20 protein-coding genes and 1 pseudogene are annotated in these 22,086 nt (G+C 66.6%); 13 read left to right on the forward strand and 8 right to left on the reverse strand.

The window, feature by feature from the left end; genetic code table 11:
* Window positions 1-93: 93 nt before the first annotated feature.
* The 8 genes and pseudogenes from G6N13_RS10535 to G6N13_RS25045 all read left to right on the forward strand — a co-directional run.
* On the forward strand, window positions 94-1,803 hold the full coding sequence (locus G6N13_RS10535) for an alkaline phosphatase family protein (RefSeq protein ID WP_220096775.1): 1,710 nt from the start codon (window positions 94-96) through the stop codon (window positions 1,801-1,803).
* A 30-nt stretch (window positions 1,804-1,833) separates the two neighbouring features.
* On the forward strand, window positions 1,834-2,949 hold the full coding sequence (locus G6N13_RS10540; protein WP_163696831.1) for an AAA family ATPase: 1,116 nt from the start codon (window positions 1,834-1,836) through the stop codon (window positions 2,947-2,949).
* A 21-nt stretch (window positions 2,950-2,970) separates the two neighbouring features.
* On the forward strand, window positions 2,971-4,149 hold the full coding sequence (gene purT, locus G6N13_RS10545; RefSeq protein WP_163696833.1) for a formate-dependent phosphoribosylglycinamide formyltransferase: 1,179 nt from the start codon (window positions 2,971-2,973) through the stop codon (window positions 4,147-4,149).
* Window positions 4,146-4,583 (forward strand): Rv0361 family membrane protein, encoded by a 438-nt coding sequence (locus tag G6N13_RS10550; RefSeq protein ID WP_179965115.1) that lies wholly within the window; start codon window positions 4,146-4,148, stop codon window positions 4,581-4,583. Before purT ends, G6N13_RS10550 begins: the two co-directional genes overlap by 4 nt.
* A 44-nt stretch (window positions 4,584-4,627) precedes the next feature.
* A complete protein-coding gene (locus tag G6N13_RS10555) occupies window positions 4,628-5,041 on the forward strand; it encodes a rhodanese-like domain-containing protein (protein WP_163696835.1) in 414 nt (137 codons plus the stop codon).
* Window positions 5,038-6,246 carry an O-succinylhomoserine sulfhydrylase gene (locus G6N13_RS10560; RefSeq protein ID WP_163696837.1) on the forward strand — a complete coding sequence of 403 codons (1,209 nt, stop codon included), beginning with the start codon at window positions 5,038-5,040 and terminating at the stop codon, window positions 6,244-6,246. Before G6N13_RS10555 ends, G6N13_RS10560 begins: the two co-directional genes overlap by 4 nt.
* Before the next feature lie 2 nt (window positions 6,247-6,248).
* A complete protein-coding gene (locus tag G6N13_RS10565; protein ID WP_163696839.1) occupies window positions 6,249-6,692 on the forward strand; it encodes a hypothetical protein in 444 nt (147 codons plus the stop codon).
* 335 nt (window positions 6,693-7,027) lie between these two features.
* Window positions 7,028-7,200 (forward strand): annotated as a pseudogene (locus tag G6N13_RS25045) (LLM class flavin-dependent oxidoreductase); the annotation flags it as partial.
* A 34-nt stretch (window positions 7,201-7,234) separates the two neighbouring features.
* Here the strand turns inward: G6N13_RS25045 and G6N13_RS10575 are convergent.
* Window positions 7,235-7,969 carry an MBL fold metallo-hydrolase gene (locus G6N13_RS10575; protein WP_163696843.1) on the reverse strand — a complete coding sequence of 245 codons (735 nt, stop codon included), beginning with the start codon at window positions 7,967-7,969 and terminating at the stop codon, window positions 7,235-7,237.
* Between the two features lie 64 nt (window positions 7,970-8,033).
* Between G6N13_RS10575 and fgd the strand changes: the two genes are divergently transcribed.
* The 3 genes from fgd to G6N13_RS10590 all read left to right on the forward strand — a co-directional run bounded on the left by fgd (window position 8,034) and on the right by G6N13_RS10590 (window position 12,380).
* Window positions 8,034-9,044, forward strand: coding sequence for a glucose-6-phosphate dehydrogenase (coenzyme-F420) (gene fgd / locus G6N13_RS10580; protein ID WP_163696845.1), 1,011 nt, complete (start codon window positions 8,034-8,036; stop codon window positions 9,042-9,044).
* Between the two features lie 79 nt (window positions 9,045-9,123).
* A complete protein-coding gene (pta, locus tag G6N13_RS10585; RefSeq protein ID WP_163696847.1) occupies window positions 9,124-11,193 on the forward strand; it encodes a phosphate acetyltransferase in 2,070 nt (689 codons plus the stop codon).
* Window positions 11,193-12,380 carry an acetate kinase gene (locus G6N13_RS10590; RefSeq protein WP_163696849.1) on the forward strand — a complete coding sequence of 396 codons (1,188 nt, stop codon included), beginning with the start codon at window positions 11,193-11,195 and terminating at the stop codon, window positions 12,378-12,380. Before pta ends, G6N13_RS10590 begins: the two co-directional genes overlap by 1 nt.
* A 308-nt stretch (window positions 12,381-12,688) precedes the next feature.
* Here the strand turns inward: G6N13_RS10590 and G6N13_RS10595 are convergent, their stop codons facing one another.
* The 3 genes from G6N13_RS10595 to G6N13_RS10605 all read right to left on the reverse strand — a co-directional run bounded on the left by G6N13_RS10595 (window position 12,689) and on the right by G6N13_RS10605 (window position 14,942).
* Complete coding sequence (locus tag G6N13_RS10595; RefSeq protein ID WP_163696850.1) at window positions 12,689-12,832, reverse strand: hypothetical protein; 144 nt, start codon at window positions 12,830-12,832, stop codon at window positions 12,689-12,691.
* Window positions 12,833-12,988: 156 nt separating this feature from the next.
* Window positions 12,989-14,392: an IS1380 family transposase gene (locus G6N13_RS10600; RefSeq protein ID WP_163696852.1), complete on the reverse strand. Its 1,404-nt coding sequence runs from the start codon at window positions 14,390-14,392 to the stop codon at window positions 12,989-12,991.
* A gap of 121 nt (window positions 14,393-14,513) precedes the next feature.
* Complete coding sequence (locus G6N13_RS10605; RefSeq protein WP_407663890.1) at window positions 14,514-14,942, reverse strand: hypothetical protein; 429 nt, start codon at window positions 14,940-14,942, stop codon at window positions 14,514-14,516.
* Window positions 14,943-15,241: 299 nt separating this feature from the next.
* On the opposite strand from G6N13_RS10605, the gene G6N13_RS10610 reads away from it, so the two are divergent.
* Window positions 15,242-16,093 carry a cytochrome c oxidase assembly protein gene (locus tag G6N13_RS10610; RefSeq protein ID WP_163701969.1) on the forward strand — a complete coding sequence of 284 codons (852 nt, stop codon included), beginning with the start codon at window positions 15,242-15,244 and terminating at the stop codon, window positions 16,091-16,093.
* On the opposite strand, the gene G6N13_RS10615 is transcribed toward G6N13_RS10610, so the two are convergent.
* From G6N13_RS10615 to glnX, 3 genes are read right to left on the reverse strand one after another with little or no spacing between them, the layout of a single operon-like run.
* Window positions 16,090-18,345, reverse strand: coding sequence for a serine/threonine-protein kinase PknG (locus G6N13_RS10615; RefSeq protein WP_163701971.1), 2,256 nt, complete (start codon window positions 18,343-18,345; stop codon window positions 16,090-16,092). The two genes, G6N13_RS10610 and G6N13_RS10615, sit on opposite strands and share 4 nt — an antisense overlap.
* The gene (locus G6N13_RS10620; RefSeq protein WP_163701973.1) at window positions 18,345-19,316 is read right to left on the reverse strand and encodes a glutamate ABC transporter substrate-binding protein; all 972 of its coding nucleotides are present in this window, start codon (window positions 19,314-19,316) and stop codon (window positions 18,345-18,347) included. Before G6N13_RS10620 ends, G6N13_RS10615 begins: the two co-directional genes overlap by 1 nt.
* Window positions 19,313-20,632 (reverse strand): protein kinase G-activating protein GlnX, encoded by a 1,320-nt coding sequence (glnX, locus tag G6N13_RS10625; protein WP_163696856.1) that lies wholly within the window; start codon window positions 20,630-20,632, stop codon window positions 19,313-19,315. Before glnX ends, G6N13_RS10620 begins: the two co-directional genes overlap by 4 nt.
* Before the next feature lie 153 nt (window positions 20,633-20,785).
* Here glnX and G6N13_RS10630 point away from each other — a divergent pair, with 153 nt between their 5' ends.
* Window positions 20,786-21,367, forward strand: a complete 582-nt coding sequence (locus G6N13_RS10630) for an NUDIX hydrolase (RefSeq protein ID WP_163696858.1) — start codon at window positions 20,786-20,788, stop codon at window positions 21,365-21,367.
* On the opposite strand, the gene thiE is transcribed toward G6N13_RS10630, so the two are convergent.
* On the reverse strand, window positions 21,364-22,065 hold the full coding sequence (thiE, locus tag G6N13_RS10635) for a thiamine phosphate synthase (RefSeq protein ID WP_163696859.1): 702 nt from the start codon (window positions 22,063-22,065) through the stop codon (window positions 21,364-21,366). The two genes, G6N13_RS10630 and thiE, sit on opposite strands and share 4 nt — an antisense overlap.
* Between the last annotated feature and the right edge of the window lie 21 nt (window positions 22,066-22,086).

The following is a 22,086-nucleotide window of genomic DNA, read 5'->3' on the forward strand; positions in this document are numbered from 1 at the left end:
GTGAAGATATTGCCGGCGCACGGGTCTTGGGGGGTCCAGGTGGTTGCCCACCCTCGTCGCCGTCGGTCGGTTGAACGAGGTCGGGAGTGGGCAATGAGTCGAGCCAAACACGTGTGCGTAGGTGTCGCGGCGGCAGGCCTTTTCGGTCTCGGGACGTCAGTGGCGACAGCTGTCGCCTACGCCGACACGGGGAGTTCCGATGCCGGCCAGTCGGCCAGTGCGGCCAAGTCCAGCTCGGCCAGCGCCGGACCGAAGGCGCGCAGCCGCACCCAGACCCAGCGCACCACCGGCGCCGTGAGCCACCCCGCCAAGTCCGCGGCGGCGGCCGGCGAGACTTCCGCCTCCGGACGGACGGTGACATCGCCCGCGGCCGCGGCACTGTCGGTGGCCCTGTCCAGCCTGGGCATCGCCGCTCCGACGCCGGCCCCTTCGGCCTCCTCGACGACGTCTCCGGTGGTCGGGAACAGTCGTCGCGGCGTGGTGATGACCGCGACCCGTTCGGCGGCGGCGAACGAGGGCGGATCGTTGCGCGCCCTGGACGCGAGCACGCCCACCCACGTGCTGGTGATCGGAATCGACGGGACGAATCTCAGTGCGATCCTGTCCGACCCCCGAAACGTGAACCTGCAGGCCCTGATGAACGGCGGCACCACCGCCGCGTCGACCATCGTCGGGCACGCCACCATGTCCAACCCGTCGTGGACGGGGATCCTGACCGGAGTATGGAGTGAGAAGACGGGGCTGTTCAATAACGTCTTCACGCCGTGGACCTATGACAAGTGGCCAACGATCTTCAATCAGCTCGAGGCCTTCGACCCGTCGATCGAGACCACGGTGCTCGCCGATTGGGAGAACATCGCCCAGATCGCCGGCGCCGGCTCGATCCCCGCCGACACGATCAAGTTCTTCCCGAAGTACAACAACAGCTGGCTGGACACCGACGACCTGGTGGGCCAGGCATCCGTCGACGCGATCAACGGCACCACCGCCGGCGTCTCCAGCTTCAATTTCACCTACTTCGTCGGCGTCGACGACACCGGGCACGAGTACGACGCGGGCTCTCAGCAGTACCGGGACGCGCTGACCAACGTCGACCAGAATGTCGGCGACATCATGACCGCGGTCAACGCCTGGAACGCCGCACACCCTGATGAGAAGTGGACCGTCCTGGTGACCACCGACCACGGGCAGGTGCCGTGGTCGACCATCCGACTCGGCTCGGATATGCGGGCGCATGGCTTCCAAACCCCATGGGAAACAACCACTTTCGTCATTGCGAATGGCAGTGACTTCGAGCCGGGTGCGATCAACAACACCTACAGCAACATCGACATCACGCCGACCGTCGCCAAACTGTTTGGCCTGACCCCGGAGCCGTATTCGGCGGGCAAGCCCCTCATGGAGCGTGCCGCAAACGATTACAAGCCGGTGGATCCCGGCTTCGATGCCATCAAGGTGGCGCTGACCGCCGCGATCGGGATGTACGGCTATCCCGACGTCGTCACCAACATCGCCCTGGACGTGCGGACCATCGTCGGCTTCGTGCCTTATTTCGTGTACAGCGTTTTCAACGGACTCACCGCCGACATGACCAGCCCGCTCAAGCTTCCGATCCAATTCGCCGGGGCGGTGCTCTACCAACTGGTCAACATCCCGGTGCAGATCATCGCCCGGCTGACCGGGGTCACCGGCAACCAGATCATCCCGCCGGACCTGTGGCCGTACACGCCGGTGCCGGGGGTTCAGCCGTTGCCGCCCGCGCCGCCCACCGCGGTGCCGGCTCAGGAGTCCATCGCCGTCTGATGTGTCCGCCCCTCCTGGTTAAGTGGGGCCGTGCTCGACACCATCGCCGTGGAGAACTACCGCTCACTGCGGCGGCTGGTCCTGCCACTGCGCGGGTGCAACGTCGTCACCGGCCCCAACGGCAGTGGCAAGTCCAGCCTGTACCGGGCGCTGCGGCTGCTGGCCGACTCGGCGCGCAACGGCGCGGTCAACGCACTGGCCCGCGAGGGCGGCCTGAGCTCGACGATGTGGGCGGGGCCGGGCACGAACGGTCCGGTGAGCCTCAAGCTGGGCTTCGCCGGTGAGGATTTCGGCTACGCCGTGGATTTCGGGATGCCCGTCCCCGGCGAATCCGAATTCAACCTGGATCCCGAGATCAAGTCGGAGGCGGTGTGGGCCGGCCCGGTGTTGCGGCCATCGGCTCTGCTGGCGCAGCGATCCGGTCCGGTGGTGCTGCTCCGTGACGACGAGGGGGAGTGGCGCACTGCGGCGACCCTGCGGCCGTTCGACAGCATGCTCAGCGAGATCGCCGACCCGCAGGCAGCCCCCGAACTGCTGACGCTGCGGGAACGGGTGCGGTCATGGCGGTTCTACGACCACGTCCGCACCGACAGTGCGGCACCCGCCCGTCGACCCCAGATCGGCACTCGGACAATGATTTTGAGTCATGACGGTGCCGACCTCGCCGCCGCGCTGCAGACCATCGCCGAGGTGGGCGACTCCGCGGCGCTGGCCCAGGCGGTCGACGACGCCTTCGCGGGTAGCCGGGTGGAGATCCGCAACAGCGACGGCCGCTTCGAGGTGACGCTGCGCCAGCCTGGGATGCTGCGGGCGCTGACCGCGGCCGAACTGTCCGACGGCACGCTGCGCTACCTGCTGTGGGTTGCCGCGCTGCTCACCCCGCGGCCCGCCGGGCTGACTGTGCTCAACGAGCCCGAGGCCAGCCTGCACCCCGACCTGCTGCCCGCACTGGCCGCGCTGATCGCCCGGTCGTCGGAGCAATCCCAGGTTGTCGTCGTCACCCACGCTGAGACGTTGGTGGCGGAGTTGCGCCGCCAGCAGCGCGATGTTAATGCCATCGAACTCACCAAGGAGCTGGGCCAGACCGCGATCGTCGGCCAGGGTCTGCTCGACGAGCCGTCCTGGCACTGGCCTGCACGCGGATGAGCCCACCTATCCTTGGGCGTCATGCGCGTGATGCTGGTTGGATCTGGTGAGCTGAGCCGAGAGCTGGTGCTGGCCTTCCAGCAGCTCGGTGCCGAGGTCGTCGCTATCGATCGCTATGCCGATGCGCCGGCCCATGACGTCGCCGACGAGGCACTCGTCGTCACCATCACCGACCCCGACGAACTGACCGCCGCCATCGCCCGCGTCGAACCGGCCTACCTCGTGGTCGACACCAACGAGGTAGCCATCGATGCTCTGCGGGCCGCCGCCGACGGCGGATCCACCCAGGTTGTGCCCGGTGTCTACGCCACTCAGCTGAGCCTGGACCGGGAGGGGATGCGCCGGCTGGCCGCCGATGAGCTGGGCCTGCCGACCGCCCCGTTCTGGTTCGCCGGGTCCGTCGACGAGCTGACCGCGGTCGCCGAGCACGCCGGGTTCCCGCTGGTGGTCAAGCCGGTGATCGGGGTGCCCGGCCAAGGGCAGTCGGTGCTGCTGCGGCCCGAGGACGTCGCCCCCGCCTGGCAGCGCGCCGTCGCCGCCGGCGGCCGGGTGCCGCATAACCGGGTGCTTGCCGAGACGGTCGTCGAGATCGACTTTGCGGTCACCCTACTGACCGTGCGCACCGACGGCCCGGCGGGCCCGGCGCTGCATTTCTGCGAGCCGATCGGGCACCGCCAGATCGACGGCGGTGTCCTGGAGTCCTGGCAACCGCAGCAGATGACCGTCGCGGCACTGGGGGCGGCGAAATCGGTGGCCGCGCGGATCGTGCGGGCGCTCGGCGGCCGCGGGGTCTTCGGGGTGGAGCTGCTGGTTCGCGGCGACGAGGTGTATTTCTCCGATGTCAGTGTGCGCCCGTACGACAGCGGACTGGTCACGCTGCGCACCCAGCGGCTGTCGGAATTCGAGCTTTTCGCCCGCGCCGTTCTCGGTCTGCCGGTGGACACCATCATGATTTCGCCGGGTGCCGCCGAGGTCACTTACGGCGGTGCCGACGAGAGCGCCAACACCCCGGAGATCGATCCTGCCGTGCTGGCGGAGGCCCTGGTGGTGCCGGAGAGCGATGTGCGACTGCTGGGCCGCCATGACGGTTCGGCGCGGTCGCGGCTTGGGGTCGCACTGGCCACCGGCTCGGACGTCACCACCGCCCGTGACCGCGTGCGCCAGGTATCCACCGTGCTGCATCGGGTGTGGCAGCCGTGACCGAACCGGAGCACGACGGCTCGAGCCCGATGCCCATTTTGATCGCGCTGGGTGTTGCCGTGCTGGTGCTCGCCGCGGTGGGCGCGGCCTGGTTGTTCAGCAATAAGCCGATGAGTGAGGACGTGAAGGTCGGTCGCGCCGCGGTCGGCCAGAACGACGCCCTGCAGCGGGACAACTATGGGGACTTCCGCAAGTACACGTGCGCCGCGCAGCGGGGTGTCGAGGCCGAAGTTCTTGACCGCCAACAGAAATCGAAGGCAGCGCAGGGCGCGCGCTACGTGGACGATGTCACCGAGGTGAAAATCGATGGCGATAAGGCCACCGCCACTGTCGTCTACCACTTCGACCATGCGGCGGATAACAAGATCAAGGTGCCGATGAACTTCGTGCGCGAGGGCGGCGAGTGGACGGTGTGTTCGCCCGGTCCCGTCTAGGGACTGCTCAGTTCGATTCAGGATCATGTGGAAGACTCGGGCGGGTGAGTTACGCAGGAGATATCACCCCTGAGGCGAGCTGGAAGCTGCTCAGCGAGAACCCCGAAGCGGTCCTGGTGGACTGTCGCACCGACGCGGAGTGGCGATGGGTTGGGGTGCCCGATCTGTCCAGCCTCGGCCGCAACGTGGTGTTCGTCGAATGGAATCGCGGCAACGGTCAGCGCAACAACGATTTCGTCGCCGACCTGATCGCCGCCGGCGTCACTCCCGGCGAACGACCGGTCGTGTTCATCTGTCGCTCCGGTAACCGATCCATCCCCGCGGCTCAGGCGGCGACCGCCGCCGGAATTGCGCCGTCCTACAACATGCTTGACGGTTTTGAAGGCCAGCTCGATGAGGACTCGCACCGTGGCAGCAACGGCTGGCGGGCGGTCGGCCTGCCCTGGAAGCAGTCATGAGCGACGTCCCTTCGGTGCGGATTCCCGCGCCGCTGCCCGACGGGGTCAGCCAGGCGACGATCGGGGTGCGCGGCGGGTTGTTGCGCTCGGGATTCGAGGAGACCGCCGAGGCGATGTACCTGACGTCGGGCTATGTCTATGGCTCGGCCGCCGAAGCCGAGAAGGCGTTCACCGGCGATATCGATCGTTACGTGTACTCCCGCTACGGCAATCCCACGATCTCGATGTTCGAGGAGCGGCTGCGGCTGATCGAGGGTGCGCCGGCTGCGTTCGCGACGGCATCGGGGATGGCAGCGGTCTTCACCGCACTGGGCGCGCTGCTGGGCGCCGGTGATCGGCTGGTGGCGGCCCGCAGCCTGTTCGGTTCCTGTTTCGTGGTGTGCAGCGAAATCCTGCCGCGCTGGGGCGTGGAGACCGTCTTCGTCGACGGCGACGACCTCTCGCAGTGGGAGGAAGCTCTCTCGGTGCCCACCCAAGCGGTGTTCTTCGAGACACCGTCCAACCCGATGCAATCGCTGGTCGACATCGCTGCGGTATCGGAGATGGCGCATGCCGCCGGAGCGAAAGTTGTGTTGGACAACGTCTTTGCCACACCGCTGCTGCAGCAGGGTTTCCCCCTCGGTGTCGACGTGGTGGTGTACTCAGGCACCAAGCACATCGACGGGCAGGGCCGGGTACTCGGCGGGGCGATCCTCGGTGACAAGGAGTACATCGACGGTCCGGTGCAGAAACTGATGCGGCACACCGGGCCCGCGCTGTCCGCGTTCAACGCTTGGGTCCTGCTGAAGGGCCTAGAGACGCTGGCGGTTCGGGTGGATTATTCGAACCGCTCCGCCCAGCGCATCGCCGAGTTCCTGGAAGCGCAGGCCGGCGTGAATTGGGTGAAGTACCCGTTCCTGGAATCGCATCCGCAGTTCGATCTGGCCAAAAGGCAGATGCGCGGCGGCGGCACCGTGGTGACCTTCGAACTGGACGGCGGCAAGGAACGCGCCTTCGAGGTGCTCGACAAGCTGCAGGTTATCGATATCTCGAACAACCTCGGTGACGCCAAGTCGCTGATCACTCACCCGGCCACCACCACTCACCGTGCGATGGGCCCGGAGGGTCGCGCCTCGATCGGGCTCGGCGACGGCGTGGTGCGCGTCTCGGTGGGGCTGGAAGGTACCGAGGATCTGATCACCGACCTGGATCGCGCGCTGAGCTAGCGGTGTCGCGCAACTCCGATGCCAAGAAGGCCCGCCGCAAGAAGCGGCAGACCGCTCGCGACGAGCGGTGGATCCCTGACGAGGTCAAGGATCAACTCGATGACGTCGATGTCGAACTCGCCCGAGCGGTCGAGACATTCGACGAGTGGCTGACGTCCCGTGGCTGGACGTTCGACGCTGAGTTCTCCACCGAGACGTTGATCAGCTGGTTTTATGAGCCGTCGGCCGCCGCTGTCGTCGACGATGCGCACGAACCCGTCACTCGGATCTGGATCACCGCATCCGGTGCCGATGACGACTTCCCCGAACGGGTCACGGCCGTGCTTGTCGGCACCGCCGGCGAGGGCGGGGGCGCGCTCTTCACCGTCGAGCCGGAAGCCCTGCTGGCCGACATCGCGGCGGTCGAGAACTACCGCCCCGGGGACGCCATACCCGTATTGGGCTAGTCCTTTTCGTCCCCTTTGGGGAGTAGGCGTTCTCCGGTGGTGGTAGTCGTTGGTGCTGCCGCGTAGTGGGACGTTTGGTGGTGGTGGTCGGCGTCGGCACGTGAGGATCGCCATGGACTGCTCCATCATCCGTATCATCCGCTGATCGCCACGCCGAACGGATCAGGGTCGGCGCTGCGGCGGTCCAGCTGGGTTGCGCCACCGCGCTGGCGGTGGTGGTGCTGGAAAGCTTCGGCATGCGGGACCTACTGGCCAGCCACCAGATGCGTTCGCTATCAACGGTTCTCACCCAACCCGAGGCCGTCACGCCGGACTTCGCCGAGCAGGGCGCCATTGTTGAGGACCGGCTCGCTACATAGTCGTCAGTGACGCCGGCGACGTGGCCGACAAGCTCACCGCCCTGCAGCGGGTCACCGAGGCCGACGAGCTGGTGGTGACGACAGCTACCCACCGTCACGCCGATCGGCTGCGCTCATTCGAACTGCTCGCCAAACGGTGGGGCATCTGAGGATTATCCGAGAATTCAAGTAGCGCAATCAATCTCAGCGCGGCGTGGCCTGACGCACCGCTTCGCGGATCGGCCCGACCCACAGGTCGCCGTGGCCTGGGATAAGCACATCGGTTTCCAGCATCGCCAGCGCGGACAGGCTGCGCACACAACCCGGCTCGTCGTGGTTAAACACCGGGTGCAGCAGCTGAGGGCCCTTGCGTGGGGCCAGCGGATGCCCGGTCACCAGGGCGTCGCCGCTGACCAGCACACCGTCGATGATGTAGGAGCAGTGACCGCCGGTATGCCCCGGCGTCGGTATGGCCCGCGGTCGGCCCGGCAGACGCTCGGCGACATCCTCGGTGAGTGCGCCGGTCGACGGGATGCCCTCGTGCACCAGCGCACCTTTGCGGGCGATGTCCAGCGACCACTTCACCCACCGCGGCTGCCAGGCGTGCAGCACCAGGTCGACCGGGGAGGCCTGCTGCAGGTATTCGCGTTTGGCGTGGCCCACCTCGTCGGCGTGGCAGTAGACCGCAGTGCCATGGGTTTTGGCGAACCAGATGGCCGAGCCGCAATGGTCGACGTGAGCGTGGGTTAACACGATCCCCGTCACATCCGCCGGCCCGAAGCCGAGTTCCCGCAGGGATAGCAGGACGTCCTCGCGGCTGCCGGGGAAGCCGGCGTCGATCAACATGACGCCGGTGTCGTCGGTGACCACCGTCCAATTGACCAGGGGGGTCTGCGCCATGTGGACGTGTTCGGTGATTGCGGTCAGGGCCACGGCCATGCCGCGAGTCTAGGACTAGGACTCGCGCGTTCACGGCGGTGCCGAAGGGAGTAGAAACAAGGGCGTGGCTGAACTGAAACTGGGATACAAGGCGTCGGCGGAGCAGTTCGCGCCGCGTGAGTTGGTTGAGTTGGCGGTGCTGGCCGAGGCGCACGGGATGGACAGCGCGACGGTCAGTGACCACTTCCAGCCGTGGCGTCACGAGGGCGGTCACGCGCCGTTCTCACTGGCGTGGATGACCGCGGTGGGCGAGCGCACCCAGCGGCTGATCCTGGGCACATCGGTGCTAACCCCCACCTTCCGGTACAACCCGGCAGTCATCGCCCAGGCGTTCGCGACGATGGGGTGCCTGTATCCGGACCGGATCTTCCTCGGCATCGGAACCGGAGAGGCGCTCAACGAGATCGCCACCGGCTACGAGGGGGAGTGGCCCGAGTTCAAGGAGCGTTACGCGCGGCTGCGTGAGTCGGTTCGACTGATGCGAGAGCTATGGCTGGGTGATCGCGTCGACTTCGAGGGCGAGTACTACAAGACTAAGGGCGCGTCGATCTATGACGTGCCCGAGGGCGGCATCCCGATCTACATCGCCGCGGGCGGGCCGCAGGTGGCCAAGTACGCCGGCCGGGCGGGCGACGGCTTCATCTGCACCTCGGGCAAGGGCGAAGAGCTGTACAAGGACAAGCTCATTCCCGCGATGCGTGAGGGCGCCGAGGCCGCCGGGAAGAATCCCGACGATGTCGACCGGATGATTGAGATCAAGATTTCCTACGATCCGGACCCGAAACTGGCACTGGAGAACACCCGGTTCTGGGCACCGCTGTCGCTGACCGCCGAGCAGAAGCACAGCATCGACGATCCGATCGAGATGGAAAAGGCCGCCGACGCGCTGCCGATCGAACAGGTCGCCAAGCGCTGGATCGTCGCTTCCGATCCTGACGAGGCCGTGGAGAAGGTCAAGGATTACGTCGACTGGGGCCTGAACCACCTGGTATTCCACGATCCCCGCCAGGACCAGCGCCGCTTCCTGGAGCTGTTCCAAAAGGACCTCGAACCGCGGTTGCGCAAGCTGGGTTAGGCCGCCGGCGGGTATTCGTCGGGAAGCCGTCATGTAGACGGTGTTGTCGCATCTGTTTCGGTTACGGAAAGCTGGTGGGGTGACCGCTGCCCGAACCACGTCGATCTACATCGCCTCGCCCGAGGGTGACACCGGAAAATCCACCGTCGCACTCGGCATCCTGCACCGTCTGACGGCGATGGTGCCGAGGGCCGGGGTGTTCCGCCCGATCACTCGTCGGGAGAACCGGGATTACATCCTGGAGTTGTTGCTGGCCCACAGCAATGCGGGCCTGACCTACGAGGAATGCGTCGGCGTCACCTACCAGCGACTGCACGATGATCCCGACGCCGCGATCGCCGACATCGTCGACCGCTACCACGAAGTGGCCGCGCGCTGCGATGCGGTCGTGATTGTCGGCTCGGACTACACGGACGTCGCCACGCCCACCGAGCTCAGCGTCAATGCGCGTATCGCGGCCAACCTCGGCGCGCCGGTGTTGCTGTCGGTGCGCGCCCGCGACCGCACTCCCAAGGAAGTCGCCCAGGTAATCGAGCTGTGCCTGGCTGAGCTGGCCGCCCAGCACGCGCACACCGCGGCGGTGGTGGCCAACCGGGCCCACCCGGCCGAGCTCGACGCGGTGGCCCAGGCGTGCGCGAACCTGGGGCCGCGGGTCTTCGTGATTCCGGAGGAGCCCCTCCTGGTGGCCCCGACCGTGGCCGATCTCAGTGATGCGGTCGACGGTGCCCTGGTGCACGGCGACCGATCGCTGCTGGGCCGCGAGGCGATCGGGGTGCTCGTGGCGGGCATGACCGCCGAACATTGCCTGGAACGGCTGACAGAGGGCGTCACCGTGGTCACGCCGGGTGATCGATCCGACGTAGTACTGGCGGTCACCAGCGCGCATGCCGCGGAGGGATTCCCGTCCCTGTCGGCCATCATTCTCAACGGCGGACTGCCGCTGCACCGCTCCATCGCCCAGCTGGTAAACGGCCTGGGCCTGCGGCTGCCGATCGTCGCCACCGACCTCGGCACTTTCGAGACCGCCAGCGCGCTGGCGGGGACGCGCGGACGGGTCACCGCCACCTCGCAGCGCAAGATCGACACCGCGATCGCGCTGATGGAGCGCTACGTCGACATCGACGACCTGCAGGATCGGCTCAGTCTGCCGATCCCCACGGTGACCACACCGCAGATGTTCACCTACCAGCTGATGGAGCGGGCGAGGGCGGATCGCAAGCGCATCGTGCTGCCCGAGGGGGACGACGACCGCATCCTGCACGCGGCCGGGCGGCTCTTGCTACGCGGCGTCGCCGACCTGACCATCCTGGGTGATGAGACCTACGTTCGTTCCCGCGCAGCCGAACTGGGCGTTGACCTGGCCCCGGCAGTCGTGCTCAACCCACGCACCAGCGAGCTGTGCGACCAATTTGCCGCGCAGTACGCCGACCTTCGCAAGAAAAAGGGCGTGACATTAGAACAGGCCCGCGAGACCATGCACGACGTCTCCTACTTCGGAACGATGTTGGTGCACAACGGCATTGTCGACGGCATGGTGTCGGGTGCGACGCACACCACGGCGCACACGGTGCGGCCCGCCTTCGAGATCATCAAGACCCGGCCCGACGTCTCCACGGTGTCGAGCATCTTCCTGATGTGTCTGTCCGACCGGGTCCTGGCCTATGGTGATTGCGCGATTGTGCCCGATCCCACCGCCGAGCAGCTCGCCGACATAGCGATCAGCTCCGCGCGTACCGCCGCCCAGTTCGGCATCGATCCGCGGGTCGCGATGCTGTCCTATTCCACCGGCGACTCGGGTAGTGGAATCGGAGTCGAAAAAGTAAGGACTGCAACCGAATTGGTGCGTGAACGGGATCCGGATTTGCTGGTGGAAGGGCCGATTCAGTACGACGCCGCCGTCGACGCGACCGTGGCCGCTGCCAAGATGCCTGGCTCGAAGGTGGCGGGCCGCGCGACGGTGCTGATCTTCCCGGACCTCAACACCGGAAACAACACCTACAAGGCGGTCCAGCGCAGCGCGGGTGCCATCGCCATCGGCCCAGTACTGCAGGGACTCAACAAGCCGGTCAACGACCTGTCCCGCGGCGCGCTCGTCGACGATATCGTCAACACGGTGGCGATCACCGCGATCCAGGCGCAGGGCCAGTGATGTCCGGCACGGTGCTGGTCCTCAACTCCGGTTCATCGTCGCTTAAATACCAACTACTGCAACCGGATACCGGAGTATCCCTCGCCCACGGGATTGTCGAACGGATCGGTGAGGCGGCGTCGACCGCGACGCTGACGTCGGGCAACGAAGAGATTCGCCATGACGGTGGGATCGCCGACCACGAGGCCGCTCTGCGCACCGCGTTCGACCTGTTCGCCGAGGCCGGTCAGCACCTGGACGATCTGGGGCTCGTCGCCGTCGGGCACCGGGTGGTGCACGGCGGCCAGGACCTGTACCGGCCCACCATCGTCGACGATGCGTTGATCGTGAAGCTGGCAGAACTCGCACCCCTTGCACCGCTGCACAATCCGCCCGCGGTGCTCGGAATCGAGGTCGCGCGTCGAGCTTTGCCGGATGTCCCGCACGTCGCGGTGTTCGACACCGCCTTTTTCCACGACCTGCCGGCCGCTTCCGCCACATATGCGATCGACCGCGACCTGGCCAGCCGCTGGCAGATCCGCCGTTACGGGTTTCACGGCACCTCACACCAGTACGTCAGCCAGCAAGCCGCGCAGTTCCTCGAGACTCCGATCGAGTCGCTCAACCAGATCGTGCTGCACCTGGGCAACGGCGCCTCGGCGTCGGCCGTTGCCGGCGGACGTCCGGTCGATACCTCCATGGGGCTTACTCCGATGGAGGGTCTGGTCATGGGCACCCGCTCCGGTGACGTCGATCCCGGCGTGTTGGCGTACCTCTGGCGCACGGCCGGCCTGGGCGTGGAGGAGATCGAAGCCATGCTCAACCGGCGTTCCGGGATGTACGGGTTGAGCGGCGAGATCGATTTTCGGGTGGTGCACCAGCGGATCGAATCCGGCGACGAGGCAGCGCAATTGGCCTATGACGTCTACATCCACCGGCTGCGCAAGTATATCGGTGCCTATCTGGCGATCTTGGGACACACCGACGTGCTGACGTTCACCGCCGGAGTGGGCGAGAACGATGCGCGCGTGCGGCGTGATGCGTTGACCGCGCTGGCGCCGTTGGGTATCGAGCTCGACGAGCACCTCAACGAGAGCCCCGCCCGCGGTGCCCGCCGGATCTCCGCTGACAAGTCGCCGACGACCGTGCTGGTGATCCCCACCAACGAAGAGTTGGCGATCGCGCGGGCTTGTCTGACCGTGGTCTAGCCTCGATTTTTGATAGGGCTTGTTGTGGGCCAGGGTCTGGTGCTGGATTGGGTTGCCAGGCGGTGGCGATGGCGGTGACCAGCGCCGATAGGCCGGTCCGGTCAGCTAGTTCACGCAGTAGGCCCATCCCGGCATGCGACACGACGCCATGGCCGTCAGCCGAGACTTTCACCCGCGATATTCGTCACCTGCGAAGTGCCTTCCCGTCAGGATAGTTGAACCGTAGACAAGTCCGATTATCCCCTGCAGGACAGGCACTTTCGCTTGTATACACGCCCCCACAGGCAACAATCCACGAAAAATCCGGGCTAGGGCTTGTCCAGCTCGTCGCAGACCAGCTCCGCCGACGCAGCGTTGGAGATGTGTGCCTGTCTGTTCAGGACGTAAGTGTGCCCCCTGGCCGCCAACGCAGCCAGGGCACGCAGGGCTTCGAAGTCCAAGCGCCCCAGCACCCGTACCCGGTCCTTGTCCTTAGCCTGAATCCACCGACGGGTGGTGGTGAGTAGGGTTGATCTTCGTTGGCGTCGGTCTTCCGGGTGTGGGCGTGAGGTAGTCGCTGGTCTGTCCAGCTTTTCCTGTGTGTTCCGGTCGGGCCTTTCGGCGGTTGGTCAGGTTGTCGCAGGTAGTGGTGGGCTGTGTCCGATGGTGTTGTGCCACAGTGCAAGCCAGGACCTGGACCACGGCCAGTGGGAGGGTAGGTGCAGGATCGGGCGGCGCTGGGGACGGGCCAGTCGGGCGGGAACATTGACGATGGTGCGTCGCAGTGTCGATCCGCGTGCTCGGGTGTGCCGCTCTCCGGCTAGGACACCGGCCGCGCGCAGCAGGTTGTGGGCAATCGCCGAGCACAAGATCCAGGCCGAGTTCGCGCCGAACCGGCCCGAGGGCAGATGCGCCAGCGGTCCGTCGATGAGATCGGCGAATACGGTCTCGATGATCGCGTGCTGGCGGTGGGTGATGTCGGCCTGATCGACGGGCAGGTCGGTGTTGGTGAGAAACGGGTGATACCGCCACACCGGGAACAGCGTGTCACGGAAACGGGCGTCCTTGACGCGGCGGACCACCAATCGGGCCGTGATGCGATCGGGGGTGGAGGCGAAGGCGGTGTAGTCGATTTCGGCGACCTCGGCATCAGAGATCCAGGTACCGGTGTCGGGGTCTTGGACGGCGCCGGGATAACGCACTGGCGTCCACGCCGTCTCGTCGATCCCGGCGAGCGCGCGTTCGATGGCGGGATTGCGGGTCATCACCATCGAGAACCGCGCACCATGGCGCACGCAGGCGGTAATCACCGCGCGCGAGCCGTAGGCCGAATCCCCGCGCACCAGAATCTGCCCGCTGGCTCCCGCGGCGCGGGCGGTGCCGATCGCCTGGGCGACCATCCGCCCGGCCCCCTTACTGGAGTTGGCCCGCCCGGCGCGTAGCCGCATCCCGGCGATCACCGGCGCGGCGCCCGCGGTGCTGATCGTGGTGGCCAGCGGGGACAGTCCCTTGCGCAGGATCTGCTTGCCGGCGATCTTGGTGTGCCCGTAGGAGGCGCCTTGTTTGGCGTGCCCGTAGACCGGGCGTAGCAGCGAGTCGATGTCGATGAACACCTGCTGATCGGCGCCGGGTAGCAACTCGACCCGCTGACACAATGCCACCAGGTGCTCGCGTAGCACCGATTCCAACTGGCGGGCGTGCCCGAAGGTGAACTCCCGCAACAACGTTCCGACCGTCGACGGTGCGTACACCCCGCCGAAGAGGGTCTTCATACCGCCCGACCGGACCACGTCGAGGTCGTCGATGCAGTCCGCGCCCGCGCACATGCCCGCCACCACGGTGGCCAGTTTCGGGGCGGGGTTCGCCGACCCGGACGTGATCCGGGGCGCCATGATGCGGACCTTCTCATCAAACAACCTGCCCAGCCCGGTCTGCTCGGCCAACGTCATGACCGGCACAAGTCCGGCGCACGACACGAGATTGTCATCGTCGAACACCGCTGACTCCGCGGCGAACCCATGCGAAACTTGCACTGGAAGTGCCTTTCCGAACTGGACCCGATTGCTGCCTGAGAACACCAATCATCCCAGTTCAGAGGGCACTTTCTTCATTCCGACACTCGGCTAACGCCACCGCCCGTCGGTGGATTCAGGCTTAGGCCGCGACGTCGGCGCGGGAAGGACCGTCACCGGTGATCACTACCGCGACAGCTTCGCTCACCGCGAAGTTGGAACCGACGATGCGCGGCAGCCGTGTCTGACACGTCGTGAGTATCGGATCGGTACGGATCGCACACCAGTGGATCGCGCTGCGCGCACGCACATCTTTGGGCAAGGCCAGTGCGTGCATCAGGGGCCACTGGTTCAAAAGGTAGAAGTCGTGTTGAGGTGGCGACGCGATACGGCAAACGCCTGCAATGAATTTCACGATGTCGGTCCAATTGCTACGCGACTTCACCAAAGGCTGCTTGTAGCGGCCGCCGTTCGGATTGCGGTGAATGGTGACCCCGTTGATGGTTTCGGTTCCGGCCAGTCCGCCGGTGTGGCCGATGCAATACACATCGACAGAATGTCCGCGCGGCACCAGAGTTTCGCCGAGTTCCTGGAAGAAGACTTCCTGCCCCCCGACACTGGGGTGGTAGCGCCGCGCACCCGGCGGTCAACAACAGCAAAAAGATGACGATGCCGTAGTTGACGATCTGGATCCGCCACACTTCGGCGAAACAGTAAGCCAGCACCCCGCCGGAACCGGCCACGACGGGCCCGTAACGCATGATCCGCGCGAACGCGTAGCCGGCCGCACCGCAGAGCAGGAACGTGTAGAACCACCCCCACACCCCGAAGATTGGCGTAAGTTCGGCAGCCGTGGTCCTGGGGTCATGGATGCTGGACGTCAGCGCGCTGGTCGTGATCGCACTCGCGAGTGTGGTCTATCTTCGCTGCTACCAGCACGTCAGGGGAACCGCTGCTGCCGGTCGCGGCCAGGTCTGGTGGTTCATGCTGGGAATTGCGGTCTGGGCGCTGGCGACGTTCAGCGCCGTCGGGGTGTATGCGCCCGTCCTGTTCTGGGTCCGCGCACTACAGGTCCTGTTGCTGTTGCTCGTCGCGCCGTTCCTGCTGGCGCTGGGCCGTCCGCTGGCGACGATATCCGCAGCGTCAGTCTCGGCCGGACGCGTGGTACAGATGGCGCTGGACAGCAAGCCCATTCGCGTGGCGTCCTCGCCGTTCGTGACGTCCGTCGCCATGCTCGCGACACCCTGGCTGCTGTACCTGACCCCCTGGTATGTCGCGTCGATGACCGGGCCGGTGGCGGTGGTGACTCGGCTGCTGCTCGTGTTCGTCGGCTTCGGATACTTCTACGCCCGCCTGCAGGCGGACCCGGTGCCGCGCCGATTCTCACCGCTGGTGTCGATCGGGATCAGTGTTGTGGAGTCACTCGCCGACGGCGTGCTAGGCGTCGTGCTGTGGCTCGGTCCGCTCATCGCCTCCGATTACTATGCTGCGCTGCAGCGCAATTGGGGGCCGAGCATGCGGATCGACCAGTCCATCGGCGCGGGGATACTGTGGATCGCCGGTGATGTGCTGAGCATCCCGTTCGTCTTGGTGCTGATGCGTCAGCTCGGCTCCCACGAACGCCGCCGCGCTGTCGAGGTGGACACTGAGTTGGACGAGCGTCCCGCGTCGACGCTCTGGTGGGAGAACGATCCCCAGTTGCGCGAGCGTTTCCGGACCTAGAACGTGCTGGTGGGCCGCACGTTGTTGGCCATATCGACCAGCGCATACCGGTGTGCCTGGCTGGGGGCCACCCGAGCCAGGCTCCGCAGCGAGGCCTCGACCCCCAGGCGCAGACCGTGTTCGGTGAAGGGGAACCCGAGGATGTGATTGGTGCTGGCGGTGTTCTCACACATCCAATCCATCGCGGTGCCCAACACCAACGCACGGATCTGCAGCACCCGTGGCTCGGAATCGGGCAGCGCCTCCACCCGGTGCGCGGCGTCGCGGATCTGCTCCTCGCTGAGCTCGTGCGCCGAGCGCCCCGACAGCAGGGTCACCGCACTGGTTAACCGTGCAGTGGTGAAATGCCGCGACGCAGCGGGAACTTCGTCGAGCGTATTCACCGCTGATTCCCGATCGCCCTCGACCGACTGTGCTCGGGCCAGACCGAACGCGGCCGAAATCGAGTTGTTGTCGGTGTGCCACACCGTTCGGTAGAACGGGAGCTCGTCGGATGTCGCCGCCAGCTCGGCAGTAGCCGCCAACGCCAGTTTCGGCGCCAGCTCGCCAGGGAAGATGTCCAGCACCTCGGTGAAATGTTTTGTCGCTGAATCATAGTCGCCGGTCAACACCTCGGAGACCGCCTTGAACCAGATCAGTCGCCAGCGCCAGCCCACCCGCTCGGACAGCTCATCGAGCTTGCGGTTGGCTTTGGCGACGTCACCAAGGTCGAGCAGCGCGCGTACCTCCATCAGTGGCAGCTCCACCGACTCAGTCAGGTCCACACCCTCGGAGTCCAGCACACCGTGCCGGGCCGCCCGGAGCGAGTCCAGCGTCTGCACTGGCTGTGACAGCACGGTCGCCGAGAGCACCGTGGCCGCGATATCAGTAGGGTCGACCAACGGAACCGGAAGTGCGGTAACGATTTCGGTAGCGGTGAGCTTCTCGGCATGGGCCAGCCCGTCGAGGTATACGTCGGTGTGCGCCACCAGCAATTCCACCCCGAACGCTGCGCGGGTGCGGGTGAACACGTTCGACAGACCGGGCCGGGGCACACCGGTGTCCTCGGCGACCACCTCGCGCAGCACCCCCAGCAGCTGCGAGGACATCTCTTCGGCACTGGCGAACCGGCGGCGCGGGTCGGGGTCGATGGCCCGGCGCAACAGCCGTGCGAACGAGTCGTATTTGACCAGCACCGGATCATCGTCGGGCAGCCCGTCGACGTAGCGGCCCTTGCGGGTTCGCAGATTCAGCGTCAGCGCGGCCAGCGTGCGACCCACCGTGTAGATGTCGCTGGCGACAGTGGGGCCGGTACGCACGATCTCCGGTGCCTGATAGCCGGGTGTGCCATAGAGATAGCCGAACGAGTTGATCCGCGATACCGCGCCGAGGTCGATCAGCTTCAGCTGTTCCTCGGTCACCATCACGTTCTCGGGCTTGAGATCGTTGTAGCACAAGCCGATCGAATGCAAATAGCCCAGCGCGGGCAGGATCTCCAGCACGTAAGCGATCGCCTCCGACACCGGAAGCTTCTCGCCCCTGGGTTCTTTGAGCGACTTTCCGCCGACGTACTCCATCACGATGTAGCCGACGGGCTCACCGTGGGAGTCGGGATGCTCGACGAAATTGAAGATCTTCACGATCGACGGGTGAACCACCTCGGCGAGGAACTGCCGTTCGGCCATCGCGATCGCCTGGGCCTCGGCGTCCCCGGAATGCACCAGACCCTTAAGCACCACCGGGCGTTCGTTCACGTTGTGGTCGACGGCCAGGTACACCCAGCCCAGACCGCCGTGCGCGACACAGCCTTTGATCTCGTACTGGTCGGCAACCATGTCACCGGGAGCCAGCTGCGGCACGAACGAATACGCGCTGCCGCAATGCGGGCACCAGCCTTCCGAGGCTGCCGGGCCGTCCTTGGTCTTGCGGCCCACCGGGCGCCCGCAGTTCCAGCAGAACCGCTTCGACTCGGCGACAACGGGATTGACCATCAACGCGGTCAGCGGGTCGATCTCCGGGAAGCGGGGAATCTCCACAAGTCCGCCGCCGAGGCGACGGGTCGGGGAGAGCTTGCGGGCCACGGTCGCCTGGGGCATGGCCTCCGGCTCGGTGCCGACGCTGCCGACCGAGTCCTCGTCGCCTTCGTCGAAATTCGGCCGGAAGATCGCTTGGGTGGCCATCGGCCGCATTGTCGGCATCGAATCCACGGTGAGGTCGTCGAGTGTCGTCGGCTGGGTTCCGACGTCGACGTCTGGCTGATCGGGGATGGCCATCAGTCCAGATACCTCGGCGTCGGGGGAGCTGGCGCGGGCCCCAGCACCGTCAACCACTTGCGGTACAACGTGTTCCAGGTGCCGTCGCGGCGAATGCGTTCCAGCGTGCCGTTGACGAATCGCACTAGACCGGTGTTGTCCAGGTTGACGCCGATCCCGTACGGCTCTTGCGCCATATTCGGTCCGATGATGTGCAAGTAGGGATCCTGGGCCACCAGACCCGCCAGGATCGAGTCGTCGGTGCTGATCGCGTCCACCTCGCGCTGCTGGAGCGCGACCAGGCAGTCCGCCCAGCTCACCACCGTCACGATGATCGGCGGCGGGGAGATCTGACGCACCCGGTCCAGTGACGTGGTGCCGCTGGCGACGCACACCCGGCGCCCGGACAGGTCGGAGGCTTGCGAGATGGCCGACTCCCGCGGGGCCAGGATGCGTTGATAGGCGTTGAAATACGCGGTCGAGAAGTTGACCTGCTCGCGGCGGTCACAGGTGATGGTCATGGTCTTGACCACGATGTCGACGGTGTTGTTCTGCAGGGCGGTGATCCGATCGGCCGAGGACAGGATGCGGTACTCGACGGCCGAGGGGGTGCCGAAGATATCGCGGGCCACCTCACCGGCGATATCGACGTCGAAGCCGGTGATCTCGCCGGTAATCGGATCGCGGAAGGAGAACAGGTTGCTGCCGATGTCCAGTCCGACGATCAGCCGGCCGCGGGCCCGGATGTCGGCCACCGCCGCGTCGGCTTCGGCCTTGGTGGCGAAGGGCTTCAAGCTGGCGGTGCGGTTGCAGTCGTTTTCGGTCGGATCCGCTGGCTGTGGCGGTTCTGGGGCCAGCTCCTGCATACCCGCCGGCGTGGGTGGTGCCAGGGTCGGTACCGGCGGGGTGCCGATGTACTCAGTTTTGCCGCAGCCGGACAGGGTGATCGCCGCGGCGATCACGATGCAGAGAAGCCGGCGGGTGTTCATCATCTGTACTCGCTCAGTCTGGGCCACAATCCCACCGCCACCGCCAGCGCCGCGCCGATCGAGAGCACCACGCCGCCGACGGTCGTGCCGGACAGCACCCGCCGGGCCGACAGGATGTCGTTGCGCAGCTGGTTGCGGCTTTCCCGGATACCTTGCGACAGCGCCGCATCGAGCTTGTCGAAGGCCGGGGACGAGTCGTCCTCGCCGGTGCCGAGGGCCACCTGAGTGGCCGCCTGGTAGTTGCCGACCGAGATGTAGGCGTTGATCCGCTCGTCGGCCTGCCGCCACGTCGTCAGCAGTTGGTCGGCGTTGGCGAGGTCGTCCTTGGCGATGGCGTCGTTTCGGGCCAGGTAGTCGGCGAGCTGAGTGTGCATGGCGTCAACGCGTTGGTAGTAGGACCGCTTACGGACGTCTTCGTCGCCCCGCCGGATCAGCGACAGCGTCTCGTCGGCGCGTGCCTGTTGGGCGGTGATCGCCAGGTTAGTCACCGTTTTGAGCGACTCGGCCGCGGTGTTCTTGGCAGCCCGGCTACCTGCAGTGGAGATGATCAGCGCTGAACCCACCCAGATGATCATCACCACGATAGCCAGGCCGCCGGCGATCAGGCCGACGTTGACCCGGCGGCGGGTGCGCTCGGCCAGCCACCGATGGCCGAACACCCCGAACAGCAGGGTCGCGGCCACCACGATCAGCACCGGCGCGGGGATCCGGGTGGAGGCGGTGGTCTCGGCGTCCACCCGCGCCGACGTTTCCTCGTAGAGCCGCTGGGCGTCGGGCAGGATCTGCTGCTGCATGAGCGCCGAGGCCTCCGAGAGGTACGACGAGCCAACCGGGTTGCCCATGCGGTTGTTGGTCCGCGCGGTTTCGATCAGGCCGGTGTAGACAGCCAGCTGCGCATTGATCCGGCCTAGCAGCTGAATCAGGGACTCATCGGTGAGTCCGCTGGCCGCCCGGGTAACCGCGACGGCCGCATCGGTGATGGCCTGCTCATAACGCTGCCGGACGGCACGCGGCTCGGAACCGGCGATGAACGCGGTCGCCGCGGCGGCGTCGGCGACCGACAGCGTGGTGTAGAGCTGGCCGGCGGCGAACGACAGCGGCTCGGTGTGATTGAGGACGGTGGTCAGCTGGGTCTGCCGATTGGTGATGGTGGTCGAGGTGGCGAACGCGGACAGGATCCCCAGCATGGCCAGTATCAGGCCGAGGGTCAGGATCCGCCCGGGCGTGGTGCGCAGGAACCACCATCGGGGGTGAGTGGGCACGATCGGCGCCCGCTGCCCCAACGGCTCGGTCGACGGGTGTGCCAGCTCAACGGTCACCTTTCGCGGACCTCATTCCCTGTTGCCCGGATCCCACCTGCTGCCGTCGCCGGGTTACCCGGCATGCATCCTGAGATAATCCTAAGAGGTGTTGTGACGGATGGGGCGGGATAGACCGACCTAACTCTGGCGTGGCGTGCTTATCCTGAACGCGTGCGTGGGGATGGCGACGGTTGGGTGGTATCCGACACCGGTACCCACTATTGGGGACGGCATGGTGCCGCCGGACTGTTGTTGCGGGCGCCCCGTCCCGACGGTACCCCGGCCGTGTTGCTTCAGCACCGCGCGCCGTGGAGCCATCAGGGCGGCACCTGGGCGCTGCCCGGCGGAGCCCGCGACAGCCACGAAACCCCCGAGCAGGCCGCCGTCCGGGAAGCCCACGAGGAAGCCGGGCTGCTCGCCGAGCACGTACAGGTCCGCGCGTTGGTGGTGACGGCCGAGGTCTTGGGCACCGGTGGGACGCACTGGAGTTACACGACCGTCGTCGCCGATGCCCCCGAACTACTGACCACCGTCGCCAACCGGGAAAGCTCCGAGCTGCGCTGGGTGCCCGAGGATGACGTGGTCGAGCTGCCGCTGCACCCCGGCTTCGCCGCCAGCTGGGAACGGCTGCACATCACCACCATGCTGAGCTCCGGTGATCACGACGAATGTCAGCAGTCGTTGCCGCACACCGTCGAGATCCAGTCCGGTGTCTTCGCGTGGTGCAGGTCGGCGGCCGCCGAGGTCGGCTAGCTGGACCGGTGGGTGGGAGCGCATCGACCCGGGGATTGGTCGAGCGCGGCACGCAACCGGGCGGCAGCGGCCTTGGGGTCGTCGACCGCGGTGATCGCCCGCACCACCACAATTCGGCTCGCCCCGGCGTCCAGCACCTCCGGCAGCCGCTGCTCGTCGATCCCGCCGATGGCGAACCATGGCTTCCCGGGATTCGCCGCCGCCACATCACGGACCAATTCCAGGCCCGGTGCGGCGCGGCCCGGTTTCGTCGGGGTCGGCCAGCACGGGCCGACGCAGAAATAGTCGACGTCCTCGGTCAGCGCGCGGGTGGCCTCACCGATCGCATGGGTGGACCGGCCGATCACGGTGCGAGGGCCGACGATATCGCGGGCCACCGCCAGCGGCAGGTCGTCCTGACCCAGATGCAGCACGTCGGCGCCGGCCGCGCGGGCGATATCGGCGCGGTCGTTGACCGCCAGCAGTGCGCCGTGCCGGTGGGCCGCGTCGGCCAGGATCTCGAGGGCCGCCAGCTCGCCGCGCGCCTCCAGCGGCCCGAACTGCTGCTCGCCGGGGGAGCCTTTGTCGCGTAGCTGGATGAGGTCGACGCCGCCGGCCAGCGCGGCCTCGGCGAACTCGGCCAGATCACCGCGTTCGCGGCGGGCATCGGTGCAGAGGTAGAGCCGTGCGGTAGCGAGCCTGGTCTGAGGTTCGTGCACACCGCGACGGTAGCGGCTAGC

Origin of the sequence: Mycolicibacterium sarraceniae (assembly GCF_010731875.1) — a bacterium.
Taxonomy (GTDB): domain Bacteria; phylum Actinomycetota; class Actinomycetes; order Mycobacteriales; family Mycobacteriaceae; genus Mycobacterium; species Mycobacterium sarraceniae.

Bases quoted from the DNA above. Each gene is read 5' to 3' on its own strand.
- purT (WP_163696833.1), top strand. From the start codon at position 2,971: ATGCGCGTGATGCTGGTTGGATCTGGTGAGCTGAGCCGAGAGCTGGTG.
- G6N13_RS10590 (WP_163696849.1), top strand. From the start codon at position 11,193: ATGTCCGGCACGGTGCTGGTCCTCAACTCCGGTTCATCGTCGCTTAAA.
- G6N13_RS10615 (WP_163701971.1), bottom strand. From the start codon at position 18,345: ATGGCCATCCCCGATCAGCCAGACGTCGACGTCGGAACCCAGCCGACG.
- G6N13_RS10535 (WP_220096775.1), top strand. From the start codon at position 94: ATGAGTCGAGCCAAACACGTGTGCGTAGGTGTCGCGGCGGCAGGCCTT.
- G6N13_RS10560 (WP_163696837.1), top strand. From the start codon at position 5,038: ATGAGCGACGTCCCTTCGGTGCGGATTCCCGCGCCGCTGCCCGACGGG.
- G6N13_RS10610 (WP_163701969.1), top strand. From the start codon at position 15,242: ATGCTGGACGTCAGCGCGCTGGTCGTGATCGCACTCGCGAGTGTGGTC.
- G6N13_RS10575 (WP_163696843.1), bottom strand. From the start codon at position 7,969: ATGGCCGTGGCCCTGACCGCAATCACCGAACACGTCCACATGGCGCAG.
- G6N13_RS10620 (WP_163701973.1), bottom strand. From the start codon at position 19,316: ATGATGAACACCCGCCGGCTTCTCTGCATCGTGATCGCCGCGGCGATC.